The organism is Rhizobium sp. LjRoot30, assembly GCF_964253915.1.
GTDB lineage: Bacteria > Pseudomonadota > Alphaproteobacteria > Rhizobiales > Rhizobiaceae > Metarhizobium.
This window is the reverse complement of the sequence record NZ_CAXUSG020000031.1, coordinates 1-14,212: the sequence shown is the minus strand read 5'-3', so window position 1 is coordinate 14,212 and position 14,212 is coordinate 1. Positions and strand designations below refer to the sequence as shown.

Annotated in this window: 7 protein-coding genes; 2 read left to right on the top strand and 5 right to left on the bottom strand. The window is 59.4% G+C overall.

Annotated elements, in window-relative coordinates:
- Positions 1-158: LysR family transcriptional regulator (locus ACSQ3I_RS27630; protein ID WP_436004331.1), on the bottom strand; the 158-nt coding region annotated here is incomplete at its 3' end.
- 162 nt (positions 159-320) lie between these two features.
- On the opposite strand from ACSQ3I_RS27630, the gene ACSQ3I_RS27625 reads away from it, so the two are divergent.
- Both ACSQ3I_RS27625 and ACSQ3I_RS27620 read left to right on the top strand, forming a co-directional pair.
- Positions 321-560: a hypothetical protein gene (locus ACSQ3I_RS27625; protein ID WP_436004327.1), complete on the top strand. Its 240-nt coding sequence runs from the start codon at positions 321-323 to the stop codon at positions 558-560.
- A gap of 65 nt (positions 561-625) precedes the next feature.
- On the top strand, positions 626-1,552 hold the full coding sequence (locus ACSQ3I_RS27620) for an ADYC domain-containing protein (protein WP_436004325.1): 927 nt from the start codon (positions 626-628) through the stop codon (positions 1,550-1,552).
- Between the two features lie 270 nt (positions 1,553-1,822).
- Here the strand turns inward: ACSQ3I_RS27620 and ACSQ3I_RS27615 are convergent, their stop codons facing one another.
- From ACSQ3I_RS27615 to ACSQ3I_RS27600, 4 genes are all read right to left on the bottom strand, one after another.
- Entirely contained in the window at positions 1,823-5,740 is a 3,918-nt protein-coding gene (locus tag ACSQ3I_RS27615; protein WP_436004323.1) for an AAA family ATPase, read from the bottom strand.
- Positions 5,741-5,856: 116 nt separating this feature from the next.
- Positions 5,857-6,534, bottom strand: coding sequence for a hypothetical protein (locus ACSQ3I_RS27610; protein ID WP_436004321.1), 678 nt, complete (start codon positions 6,532-6,534; stop codon positions 5,857-5,859).
- Positions 6,535-6,733: 199 nt separating this feature from the next.
- Entirely contained in the window at positions 6,734-7,918 is a 1,185-nt protein-coding gene (locus tag ACSQ3I_RS27605; RefSeq protein ID WP_436004329.1) for a trypsin-like peptidase domain-containing protein, read from the bottom strand.
- Positions 7,919-8,370: 452 nt separating this feature from the next.
- Entirely contained in the window at positions 8,371-13,935 is a 5,565-nt protein-coding gene (locus tag ACSQ3I_RS27600) for a DUF3320 domain-containing protein (protein WP_436004318.1), read from the bottom strand.
- Positions 13,936-14,212 lie beyond the last annotated feature (277 nt).

Genomic DNA, 14,212 nt, shown 5'->3' with positions numbered 1-14,212 from the left:
TTCCCTTCGCGATGAAACAGTGCCCCGTCGAATTCGTCTTCGAGCTTCTTGATCGCGACGGTGAGCGAGGGCTGAGAGATATTGCAAGCCTCCGCCGCGCGCGTGAAGTTGAGATGCTCGGCTGTGGCAATGAAATAACGAGCCTGATCAAGTTCCATACTGTGCCTCCTGCCTATGGTTGACACTCTTTTCGCACGAAACACCCAAGGCTGGGGCTATGGAACAATAGTTAAACGATAGTTCCAAATCGGGCAATCACGGACCATATCTATTTGGGTCAGCAGAATAACCCCACCCAATCCGAATATTGGAGACCTGCAGTGAATAAATCTTTTGTCGCCATTGCCATCGCCGCCATCATTGCCGGCATCTTCACCACGCCTGCCGAAGCAGTGCGGTTGCGCACCCAACCCAACGGCATCTCCATCAACGGCCTCGTCCTCAATGGTTTCATGAAGAACGGCCTGGCTCTCAACGGCCGCTCCTGGCAGGGTACTTCCGTCCGCGGCACCGTCGAAGCCGAGACGCTCTCGCTGATCGAGGTGGAACTGGCCGATTGAGGCCTTCCGCCTTCAGCGCTTTCTGTCTCCTTCCCGTCATCGCGAGGAGCAAAGGCGTTTTCATCGTGGCCAGCATTAGCCAGAACATCCGGCAAATCGTCGAGGTCCCCATGCGCCTGCTCATCCTCGCCATCATGCTGCTTGCCGGTGCGGCCCTCGCGCAAGGACGCCAGGTCACCGCGATCGAAGCGCACGAGGGCGCGTTCCGGGTGACGCTGGCCGATGGTTCCATCCGCGAACGCGAGGCGTTGACGGGCATGGTGCTGGTCTATGCCGCGGGCGAGCAGCGCATCCGCGTGCGCGTCGCCGGCATTCGGCCTGACCCGACCGATCCGACCGGCCGCAGGCTGCTTCACGACTTCCGCGACGATGCGACAGGCGAGCCGTTCTGCCAGGTTGCGCCGGACGGCACGCGCGAGGGCTTCCCCATCGCCGGCCGCACTGACCCCGCGGGCATGCTGCTCGCGGCGGAACCCGGCGCGTTCGAGATCGTCTGCACGGCCGGCGCACAAGGCAAATGCGCGCGCTTCGGTTATGCACCCTGGCTCGCCCAGCCGGACGGCCGGCCAATGACGGAACTGTACAATGCCTGCATCCGCATGGTTCGAGCCGACTATTGCGGCTTGGGGGAGGCGACCACGCGTAACGGAATGAATATCGACCTCTACGACATCCACGAGACCCAGATCCCGGCGCTTTCCCCCGAGCAGAGTTTCGAAGCGGCCTGGGGCCCGGAGGGAGCAATTTGCGTCGCCCATGTCCGGGTCAAGGAGAACACATCGCTTGAGCGGTTGGCCGCAACCTGCCCGCGTCTGGTTGGCAAGCTCGGCCCGATCTGCACTGAAACGAGCGCGCGTGCCGCCGGCGCGCGACTGTTCAACCGCTCAGGCCCCCTGAAAGAGAGGTGGACATATCGAGAGGCAACCCGGCGTCTCGAAAATCCCGCGTATCCCAGGCCCAGAAACACAAAACCCCCGTTACATGAGGTGTAGCGGGGGTTTTGTGTATAGATTTGGTTGCGGGGGCCTGACTGCATGGAGACTTGTAAATTCAGCTAGATAACTCCCGCATTGGCGGAAAACAATTTCGTTCCAGCATCTAATCGACCTCGCGCTGGAAGAAACGAGGCGCTCCACGCGAAACGCGTGCCCGATATGAGGCCGAAAGTGGAAGGTCTGTTCGTATCTCACTCTGTCCTAAGCTGACACTTTGGGTGGTGATTGCGAACAGATCGTTGGGCAAACCTAGAAGGTGTCAGTACTTCATGCTTGGTCATAGAGCACTCCCAAAACCCGGCGAGCGGAGACCATCGCTGGCACGCTGGCGGCCCCGTCCGACACCTCTGTGGCCACCACCATCGATGCCCCAAGACCGCCGATCGTCTCGAACTGACGAAGGTGAGCGAGGCTGCCGGAAAGGCTCGCGCCGACGCGTTTGAAGATGCTGGTCCCATCGGCAAGCGTGACGGCGACGAGCTTGCCTTCCCATGTGTTGAGTTCGCGAGGGTTCAGCTCGGCACCGCCTAGAATGACCTGGCCGGGTAGTGCGAGTGGCACAGCACTGTCTTCGCGTACAAGGTAAGCGACCTCGATCTGGCCGAGTTCTTGTACGGTGTCGATCGCGGTCGCTTCGCCACCACCAGATGGCGGAGCCATATCGCTGAAAATGGCACCGACGATGCGGAATAATCGAACCTTACTCTCGTCGTAGGTCATCGTCGGACGCGGAGTTCGGGGATCAGGCGTTTGCGCAGCAAGTGAGATTCCGAGCGAACCGGGTGCCTTGAGTAGCCGTCGCGCTAGCACGTTACCCTGATGCCGCGCAATCACGAGGTTTCTGTCACGACCGGGATAGGGTTCTGCCTCCACAATGGCGACTGTGCCCGACGGGATTGCGAAGCCCAGTGTCTCACCACGAACATAAAATAAAGCCTTTCCGTCGAACCATTCGCCGTTGAGTTGTTCGGTCGCAATGTCCTGTGAGCCGCCAGCCGAGACTGAGCGAGAGAAGGCTGCAATGTCAGGGCAGATCGGCACCGAAAATGTCGGCCGCGCCATCATCGGCAGCGACGCGACGTTGGTCTCCGAGGCATTGGTCGGTGCGAGCGGTTCACGCCAGCGATGCAGGCGGAACTGCTCATGCACCTTCTCGATCCCGGTTCGCAGGCGAACGAATGCTGGTTCGACGTCTTTGACATCGACATATGTGATGGATGCCCGTTCGTTGTGATGGGCCTTGTTGAGGATGCGCCGAGGTGCTGCCCCGTCAACCAGCCCAGGATCGTCGATGAAACGCCGCAGTACCAGATTGGAGAATAACTCACCGCTGCCACTGGTTATCAGCGCGCGCAGTCGATCAAGCAAAGGGAAGAGCGTGAGCGCCTGTGTCGATGTCGCGTGGGCTGGTTCTGCCAAATCATCGAACAAATCGCCAAGACGCGCTTCGATGAAGACGCGTAGGTCTGCTGCATAATCCTGTGCCGCGACCGCTGAATCGAGATTGTTGATAAACGCCTGCCGGCGCCGGTCGACCTCCTCGATGGTCGGCGACAGGCTCAGAGTTGGATGGACGCTGTTGACCGCATGAACAGAAAGATGCTGGACTCGATCAGCCGCGCGATTCTCCGCAACGAGCGAACGGGCGAAACGACGGTCATGAGTAGTGACGAGCAATTGTGCGCCAGCCTCGGCAACTGCAGCAAGCCCATGTGCGAGTCTCTGACGGTTGTCGTGATCGAGCAGTTCCTGCGGATCATCGAGAATGAGCAACGAAAGTCCGCCGCGCGTTGAAAGTACATGTTCCCGGAACGCGAGAAAGAAGCCGAATAGCGCGCCGCGTAGGGCTGAAGCGTTAGAGATGTGCTGTGCCGGCGCGGTGACACCCTCGCGGCCGACCTTAAGGTCCAGCACACCTCGCGCGTTCATATCTGTGCGGGTGAGGTCGGGCGCAAAGGTCGTCGCATTGCGATAGATCGCGCGGCGCCAATGCTCTGACCGATTATGAAGTTTGCGGCGTAACGTGTCGACCTGTGTTTGGGCCAAACCGCCGAGCGGAACGAGAAGGTTGAGCGCGGTGACCGCGCGTGCGCAAGCCGCAATACGCCCCTTCTTGGCCTCATGGTCTTTGCGCGCAACTTCCATACGGCGAACCTGTTCGTTCGCTGAGTTCAGCGGGGCAACACCTTCCACAATCCTAAGAAGCGAGGTCAGCCGCCTGCCGATCGCCCGACCTGCGTCTGCATCTCCATCGTCGCCGCGTCGCACCGTATGCACAAAGGCTGTCAGTGCCATTCTGTTCTGGCCCCGCCACTCGGCGAAAGCCAATGCCCGCACGGCTCGATCGATCATCTGCTGCAGTCGGGCGGAGGCCGCCTGCAAAGCAACAGGCAGCGATCGGACGGCTGGTTCTGGAAATTCTGGAAGTGCGGAGATTCGTGCATCGATCAACGCGACTGCATCACTGCGTAGCGTCGCTAAGGTGCCACGGAACGGTTCTGTTGCGAAAAGATCATCAACCAAGCCATCTCGAAGCAGCGCGGCAGGAGACATGGGCAGGTCATTGCGCACTTCGCCACTTATCGCCGGCGGGAGTTCCTGAAGGAGGCGCCCGCACCAATAAGCCGACCACTCGGCGATCGTCCGGGCGATCACCTCTCGGTCGCGTGCTGCCTCGGTGAGATGATGGGTAACGGGCGAACCTGTTACCGGATCGCACGCGCCGTCAAGTTGTCCGATGCAAACGGGGCAAGTGCCGTCGTCGACATGGGCATGGTCGTGCATCCACGCCGATACCCTGGCATAGAGTTGGGCACGACGCGCCCGATCCGGATTCGCAGCCAGCGTCGACAGCGTCGTGGCTTCAGCCTCCACTTGCGCCAGCAACGTAACGACTTTGGCGACCTCGGTAGCATCCACCTTTAGCGCGGAGAGGCGGGCAATCGACGGCAACTCACCTATGACCTTCAGCCCTTCGATTGCCGGGCGAATGCTGGCTTCCAGGTCGTCACGGGCCTGCTTATTCTCCGGATCGAACCCTGTGCCGAGCACCTCCTGCGCTTCGCTCAGGGCCTTGGCTTTGAGTTCGACAAAATGCTGCGCGATTTCAGCGATTCGTTCTTCAGCCCCTTCAGCATCTACCGTCGGCGGGTCGCCATCAAATGCGATACTCGGTGTCTCGATGAGAATCGCGGCAAGGTCGCCGACCGCTTGCTGATAGCGACCCGCGATCTCTACTCTCTGTTTCTCAAGCTCGGGCACCGCGGTCTTGGCAACGCGGCCAGCCATCTTTTCCGCGTGCCGCGCAAGATCTACGAGATCAGCTAGGCCAGTCAGTCGCGCGACTGCCTCGCCCAACTGTGATGTTGAACCGACCGAAAGGAACGGCAGCAACGCCGGCATAGTCGTGGCGATTCTCCATGCGATGGGGTCGATACCCGTAGCATCCAGATCGGGTGCGGTTTCGTTGATCTTACCGCGAGCATTACGGGCTTGTGAGCGACGAAGCGGCGGCAATAGCGTGCCGCTCGAATCCGAGAGTGTCAGTTCGACCCAGGTATCTGCGGGGATCGGCTGACCATCTGCGGGAAGCTCGGCCGATTTGGGTGGCAACGGCGTGATCGTCGACATGGGATGCGTCGTGGTCGTGCCATCGTCTCGGGCAATTTCGCATGCAAAATCCAGCGGCCCTTCTTCAGGTGGCCGCTGCGATCGGATGAGGTGGCCAGTCAAGCACCAGACAATTGCGTTCGCGACCGACGTTTTGCCCGAACCGTTCACGCCTTCCAGCAACGTCACGGGCTTTCCGGGTTCGAAGACGAAAGATGCTGGAGGCGCACTCGGTCGGCCATAGGCGTGTAACCCTGCGAAGCGGTGCGCCTCGACTTTTACAAGTCGCAATACCTTGATGGCGTGGGTGCCACCTGCCTCGACCATTGCTTCAACAGTCGGCGGCGGCGTGCCTATCAAGTCTATAATCGCCTCGGTATCTCCGGCCGAAAGATTCGCCTGCCACCTGCCGCGATTTTGCCGATACCAGTCGAGGACCGCCCGCGCGTCATCTGACGACATTGCGAGTTCGTCACCACCGCCGAGAGCCACAGCACGCCCACCAATGAGATCAGCGAGCAAAGCGTCGATAGTTAGCAGATGAATGTCGCGCGGCGCTGGCACATCGTCGGCCATAATGCCCCCTTGTTCGGCTATACTATTAGTTGATTCTTTTTATCGCACCACGCGCTTGATTTCCTCTATAAATATTGGACGAGCTGTAGAGCTCGCTGGGTAGTAGTTCGCCATTATTATGCCTCCTTCGGAATAGGCTTGGATGTCGCGCCATGAAGCCAGCCGACCCACTTTCCGAGGAACGCGCGATAATCTTTCATCGTGATCTGAAGAAAATGGAGGCCCACGACGGCCTGATTTTTCTGCTTTGTACTAACAAAGCAGAACCTCGTAACCGGCGCCCCTTCCGTCGTTTGGCCGCGGCTGTCGAGGTAAAGGACACCTCCGTGAGCCAACCCGTTTCGCAGAATGTTGCAGAATGTTTCCGTGGCGAGCGCGCCGGCGGCGGTCAGCGCGGGGTCGGCAGCAAGAGCTTGTTGAATGTCCGTCGGTAGACCTTGCTTGGAGAGGTCGGGCAATGCCGCACCCTTTGGCAAATAGTGATATCGCCACGCGCCCGCGTTATAGAATGGTGCCTTGGCGACAGTGCTCTGACCGATATCCGCCTTCACTGCCTTTGCTAACGACGCATCGAGGACAGCGTCATTGAGATGGCCAACCGCTCTACCCTTCTGCGGCTTCCATATCCTCTCGATGGGCAAGTTCACCATTGGCGTTGAGATCGCCAGAAGGAATGATGCGTTCAGCGGGAGCAGCCGTCCATCTGCCTTGTTCGAGACTAAAGGCCAAAGCTGTTCAAGAAGTATCTGGCATCTACGAGGAACGTCGATGCTGAAATTTTGTGGATTACCCATATCTCCCCCCCAACCCCAATCGTTCCACTATCATATTAAGGTCCCAGAACGATGGAAGCAGTCACGTAGCCGCATCGACGGTTAAACGAGAAATGAGACTAATAGCGCCTCGCTGTCATTGAGCGAGCATCGCGGCAGATCCAGCGGAACAGAATATCCGAGCCAACGGTCGGAAAAGGTATCTTAGCAGGAAGATTGACTACTTCACTCCGAGATCGACACCCTTCGCTGTCCTCGGTCGACCGAGCGCGTTCTTCAACCAGCATTCCCTCTTCTTGGAGACGTAGGCAAAGGCACGGCAGGCATTGTCGCCGATACAGGAGACGAAACACTCCAGATAGTTCGTCTGCTTTATCCGCTTGTAGTCGCCGCCGGGAATATCCATTCCCGAATAACTCGTGAAGTCGGACATGATCACGTCCGACGCTTTCGAGGCCGAATAGGCAGCGACCGCATCGGCGTTCCGGATCAGCGCAACGACATTGTCCTTCAGGAAGCAGAACCGATGCTTCGCATTGTAGGTCACTGCCTTGCACTGGCCGTCGCTCTCGCAGGCCGCCCGGCAGCCCTGAAAGGTCACATCCTTCAGCGTGGCATAATCGAAGCCAATGGCATCGTAACCGCGGGCGTCCAGCAGGACCGTCGAAACAGAGGATCGGGGAAGCGAAGTCACCGTCTCCTGCTTCTGGGACGAGGCCTCGATTTCGGGTTTCCCGTAGCACAGGACTTGATAGACGGACGGCGTGACCTTGTCCGCGAGATCCGCAGTTGAAAGCGTGGGCTGTCCGTCCTGTCGATCTCCGGACTGGCTCGGGAGGTTCTGGGACTGCATGAAGAGATCGGCCACGGACGCACGAATGGCGAAGTTGACGTTCTGTGCCGTGATCCCGATCTGATCGGCAGCCTGTTTTGAGAAGGTAGCGCTCGTGATCCCCAGCAGGAAACCGTCGCGATCCACAACGGGGCCGCCGGAATTGCCGGGCTGGATCGGTGTCGAAATCTGGATGTAGCGTGTGTCGTTCCGGAGACCAGCGAGCGCGTTTACGTTTCCGGTGGTGATCTTCACGGAATCGGCCAGCAGATCCGCGAGGGGATAGCCGATGGCGACGATGTCCTCGCCAAGGCGGATAGGTGCGTGCCTGAAGGTGAGAGGAACCATCGGCGTGTCTGCGTTCACCTTGATCAATGCTAGATCGTTGGTCGCATCTATCCTTGGATCGGTCGCGACCCCACTGCCCTTCACCTCCACACGGTCGCAGCCATCTACGACATGGGCGTTCGTCATGAGCCAGCCGTCCGCGGTAACGGCGAATCCTGTTCCGGACGATTTCGGTTCCTCGGCGGCAGCACCCACTACCGCGGCGACCGCAAGGACTCCTGCCATAACAATCCGCGCAAACATATTCATCGTCAGTCCTTCACTACAAGGCAACCTAAACTCTCCGAACGAAGGAATTCAACGAACTCATTTGCGAAGGTAGCTCTTCGAACCGCTGTCGGTGTAGCAGAACCGCCCGCCACGAGGCCCTGTGCAAAATGATCCTGAACGACACAGGCACTCCTCGTCTGCCGCCGGGACCATCGACTGCGATGTGCCGCCCGTCAGTCGCATGGCACCGCCCATCACGGCGGTGCATGATTTCTTGCTGGCGCTCACCGAGCCGTCGTTGCAGATGAACGTATCGCCGCGGCAACCTGCGATACCGCCCTTCCTCCCACTGCAGGGGGTGTTAGCGGCCTGGAGGCTCGTTGCGTGCAAAAGAATGGCGCCGACCACGAGAACACACCAAGGACCACGGCAGACCGGGGAGCGTTCGCTCGCTCCGGAGAAAATCATCATGCGGAAGCAGTCGCCGATCCCAAGGTGAGCATTCCATCACGAACCTGCAGGGTCCCTTGCGCTTTCAGCAGCTCGATGCGGGACACGATGAAATCTCTCAACTGACTGCTGGTGGCGCGGAATCCCAGTCCCCGCGCAATGGCATTGACAGCTTCATCCTCGGTTGCGCCGAAGCTCGTCTCGATGATCGAGGTAAGCCCCTCATCGATCTCCATCGGCGGGATCATGTCGATCCTGCGCAGCCCGGACGAGGTTACCATGCTACGGTCGCGCATGCGGACCACGGCGCCCGGCCACAGGAGGAAATCTCCCGAGCGAAGAATCTCACCTGCGTTCACGGCGACACGGATAGCATTACCGACATGGGCATCGATCCGGCTCCCTGCCCGCTGGAGCCCCCACGCAGTCCGGATTCGGGCCACTACCTCGTCCCTATGCACGGGACCTTCGACCTCCACTGTCTCCTTGATCAACTTGACCAGCGTCCCTGTCGAAACTTCATGAAGCTCGCCCACGATATTTGGCTTCAGCGAAGCCTCCTCGTAAAGGTTCGAGCCATCTGCATCCGTCGATACCGGCTGGAGACCGATCTCCGTCACGGTGGCGCGTTCGATTGTCACGACTTCCACCGGAACTGCCCGAGAAGATGCACGCGTGTGATCGGCTCCAGACAAAGCACTCGTCTTGGCCTGTTCGATGGCGGCAATCAGGCGATCAAGTTCGGCCTTAGGTCGCTGGAACCAGTCGGCGGACCAAATTCGATGGATCGTCCATCCATGATCCTCCAGGACCGCCTGACGAAGCCGGTCACGGTCACGCGCCGAGCGGGAGTCATGATAGGATGCACCGTCGCATTCGATCCCGACAAGGTAGCGGCCGGGGACCACCTCATCCGCCACGGCGAGATCGATGAAGAACCCGGCAATGCCAACCTGCGGATGGACCTGGTATCCCCTCTCCTGAAGGGCCGCCATAACCTGCTCCTCGAACACGCTGTCCATCGCCCGGTCAGAGCGCTGTGACATCGAAAGCCGCCCTGTCCGCGCGTAATGAAGGAAGAGCTTGAAGGCAAACACGCCTTTCCCCTTGCCGCGTTCGAGATCGATGTCCTCGTCGGTGATGGAGGCGTAGACCTCGCAGCGGCGCTTCGCTCGACTGATCAGGACATTGAGGCGACGCTCACCTCCTTCGGCACCCAAGGGCCCGAAACGCATGCCCATGTAGCCTTGGGCATTCTTTGCATAAGCCACGGAAATCAGGATCACGTCGCGCTCGTCGCCCTGGACGTTTTCGAGGTTCTTCACGAAGAACGGTTCGTTGGGATGAGAGTGGAAGAATTCCTCGGTCTGAGGATTGAGACGGCGCAGCAGTTCCAGTTGGTCCTGGATCTCGCGCCGCTGCTTGATCGAGAACGCGGCAACGCCCAGCGAAAGATGCGGCGAATGCAGGGCGTGGCGGATGATCGCCTCGGCAACGACCTTGGCCTCCACCTTGTTCACGCCGTCCTCGAACACTCCGCCCGGCACATGGTGGAAACGCAGCCCCATTCCAGCTTCCTGCGTGTATGGGCTCGGCACGATGAACAGCTTGCTGTCGTAGAATTGCGAATTCGAGACGGCGATCAGCGACTGGTGACGGCTGCGGTAGTGCCAGCGCAGCATGCGCTCCGGCAGACCGCGCGCCGAGAAGAGGCCGAGGATGCTCTCTATATCGGAGACCTGTGCGCCTTCGTGATCATCGTCGTCCTCGGTCGCTCCGGAGGTCATTTTCGAGAAGAACTTCGTCGGAGGTAGCTGGCGTTCGTCGCCAACGACGACAACCTGCTTCGCACGGGCGACGGCGCCGAGCGCATCGACAGGCTGAATCTGACTCGCTTCGTCCATGACAAGGAGATCGAATTCGAGAACGCCCGGCGGAAGGAATTGCGCGATCGACAGCGGGCTCATCATGAACACTGGCTTCAAGGCCTGGATCGCGGGCGAAGCCCGCTGCATGAGTTGCCGGATGGGCATGTGGCCGCGGCGCCGCGCCATCTCCGCACGAAGGACGCCGACAGGTCCGATTCCACTGATCGAAGGGATTTTCCGGTGATGCGCCCGCACGACTTCCAGGCGAGACAGGCTCATGCGGCTACGGTCGAGCGATGCGAACTCACCGACCAGTCTGCCATGCACCTCGCCATCGAAACGGGCGAGTTCAGGATCCTGGGCATGCTGATGACGCAGGATCTTTTCGTAGAACGCCATTTCGAAATGAGAAATGATATCGGACGTGGAAATGCGGCCGTCCTCGAGACGTTCGACAACGGCGCCAACCCCCATGTTCGCGGCATCGCCTGCACGGCCATTATAGGCGGCAAACTTCGAGAGCTGCTCCTCGTTTTCGACCCAACGGATCAGCTTGCCCTCGATCTCGGACAATGGCGCGCCGGCCACATCGCTCGTTTTAAAGAGTACATCCAGATCCGCCTTCAGGAACTGAAGGATTTCCGACATGGTGGCTGCGAATGCGTCTCCTTGAGCCGCAGCATGCCGTGCCTTCTCGGCCACCCCCACACGATCGGCGACATGAGAAGCAAGAATCCGGATGTCGCCATTCCGCGATATCCAGTCACAGATGACGGACAGTTCCTGCCACTCGGACAACGAATCCTTCCAAAGATCCCCGAATGCCGCTCGGCCGATATCGGCTGACGCATCAATGGAGCTTCTGCGAGCCTGGGCGGCCGCAAGCCGCTCGATGACAGCAATTCGGCCTCCGGCATCATCGGGCAATGTGCGGACAAGGGGCGAGAATGCGCGGTCAGCGCCCGCAATCTCTTTGATAACCGCGGCCGCCTGCGTCAGTACAATCTCATCCGGACCGATAGCATTGGGGAACAATGCTTCCGTCTCGTCGCACAGATCGCTCCACAGCGAAAGCAACAGCCTCCGCGTCTCCTCAAGCAGCGTCCGAACCTGCTCGCAACGCGCGGCCACGGAAGACTTGTCGGTCAACCTGCTTGCTATAATCCTCGCTTCGGCGCCTACACCCCGGAGGCTCCTCATCCAGAGCACCAGGCTCTCAAGCGGCTTCGGATCGGATCGTTCGCCGCGCCAGTCGGCACCGAACGCCGCACGCCCCAGACTGTCGCCATCCTTGATGACAGATCTAGCTTCCTTGCCCTTCTGGAGAGCGTCCAGCAATCGCACCGTTTCGTCCGGCGGCGTCTCGGACATGACGGTCTTCAGAAGAGCCTTCGCCTTTCGCCAGTCCCCGCTGAGGAACTTCAGGAACTTGTGCCCGTGCATCGCGACTGCGGTCCGGGCCGGGACCAGATCGATATCCCATGCCTGGTTGGCGATCTTGCCGGAAAGATCCGCCGTCACCAGACGATAGGTGGCGACCGCCTCGGCGAGATCGCTGGCCTGATCGAGGCCCCGCTCCCATATTGCCGCGACGAAGGCATCAGGGCTCGCATCGGGAGCATCCGCAACGCGCTCGCCGATCGTGACCAATCGGCCAATGGATCCCAGCGTTGCCGATGCATTCACGCCCAGCATCGTCTTCAGTGCGGCAGCAGCGTTCAGGAACCTCGGCAGCAGGCTGTCCAACTGCGCGAGTGTCGCAAATCCGGACTGCGGGAATGATCCCGGCACCCTGCGAAACGATGTCAGAAGAGGCTGCGGATCCGTCTCCCACGCATCGTCAAGCATCTGCGCCCTGACCTGCTCGGAAAGGCGCCGGAATTCCGCACCATCGCGGATCACGCTGGCGATATCTCCGAGCGAAGTTTCCCAGACAGGGTTCGCCAACGCCTCGGGCGATAGACCTTCCGGGCAGCTCGCGACACGCTCCGCTAGCACGAGGTCGTCCTTGAATCCCGAAACCGATACCGCAGGCTCAAGATGGAGCACATCGGTCACGTCCCTCATGGAAGCAGTCAGCTTCGAAAGATCCGACGACGCATCCGACAACCTCTTCGTCAGCCGCTCCAGATCAAGCGGAGTAATGCCCGTCACGCCCACACCATGCCAGGCGTGCTGCGAAGGCAGACCGATGTCCTCGATCCGCTGGGCAAGCTCCGAAAGGATGGCGACAACGCGTTCCCGGAACTCGGGAGCCCACGAGTTGGAATCCGCAAGCTCGATATCCGAGGGAGGCATTCCCAAGCGCCTCAAGCGCGACAGGTGACCCATGACCTGATACGGGGACAGCGCGTATGGAAGATACACTTGATGAAGCCGAGCAGGATGGGCGTTCAGGCTGTCTCTTGCCTCGACAAGTCGGCGATCCAGGGCGGCGGCGGCTTCCCCCTGGGGCGCTCCCAATTCCCAGACATGCTGCAGTTCCGCCAGGATCGCCCTTTTGTTGGCCTTGTTCGAATGCAGTTCAAGGCACGCGTCGCCGACGCCTGCCTGATCGAGTCGGCGCTTGACCACCTCGAGTGCCGCCATCTTCTCGGCGACGAACAACACGGTCTTTCCATCCGCCACCGCAGACGCGATGATGTTGGCGATCGTCTGTGATTTCCCGGTTCCAGGCGGGCCTTGGATGACGAGATCCCGCCCTCGCCTTGCTTCGTGGATCGCGATGGTTTGGGAACTATCCGCATCGACGATATGGATCATCTCGTTTGGAGAGATGTACTCATCGATCCTGGCATCGTCAGGCAGCAGGTCGTCGGTGCGGGAGAAGCCCTTGGATACGAGCGAGGTTATGAGCGGCCGGTCCGTAAATTTGCCATCCATGGGCCAGAGGCCCGGATCCAGGTCGCGATACATCAGGAATTTCGCGAAAGAGAAGAAGCCGAGGACAATATCATTCGGTTGTACCGACCAATCCGGCTTGATCGAAACGGCAGCACCAACCTGTTCGGCATAGCGCTCGAAGGAAAAGTCATCGGACGCTTCGAAGTCCGGCATGCGAATCTTATGGATACGATCAAGGAAGGCTTCGAGCGAAAGATTGGATGCGAAGTCCTCGGACCGTGCCCGTAGCTTGAATCGCTCCGCAGCACTGGCTCGTTCCAGCGCCACCGGAATTAGGATGAGTGGCGCGTAACGGATGTTCTCGGCGTTGTTGGGATCAATCCACTTTAGCGTACCGAGCCCCAGATAGAGGATGTTGACACCCTGTTCCTCTTCCAGAGTACGGGCGTCGAAGTAGAGGTCAAGGAGGCGCTTTTGAAGCGCGTTTGGCGTCATCCGGGTCTGAAGCTTGGTGTCACCGTGCCGAACAAGTCGTCCGCTATCGTCCCGGTCGTCGTCATCCGGAAGAGCAAGTTCAATTAGTTCTTCCGCCCCTTCGCCTTCCTTGGGATCTCGTCCCTTCGCCCCTGCGAGAAAGGTCATAGCCTTCCCTTCCGTGACGAGAATTCTGAATATCTCGGAAGATTGCTCGTCCACGATATCGATTGTCTTCGCACTTCGCGAAAAACGCGGGACGTTCAAGAGACGGTTTCGCGCTGACAGGTCCAGAAGTTCAGTGCGCGCTCTCTCGATCTTAGCTTCGACGGATAAGCTGCTCTGAAAAATGGATTGCTCGGAAGCATTGTCAGAATTGAAAACGGTTTCACTCATATCCCAGTCCCCTCGATGGCAGTCATGCATAAAGGAAGGGGAACGGTCCAGTAGCTACCTTGTCAACCTCTGCGTTTATTGTCGAAATACTTAATCGCTGCGGCAGAGTGACAACGTCGGTTTTTACCCCAGTCGGAAAGCTATGGCGCTTCCGCGGCGGATCCAATATTTTGGCCGACTCCTCACCAAAACATTTGGCGTCACCGCTCGCCTTGGCCTCATCCTAAGGATTCCCGCAGCTTGTGGCCATTCTCCGTCCATCAAGGGGATGATCGAG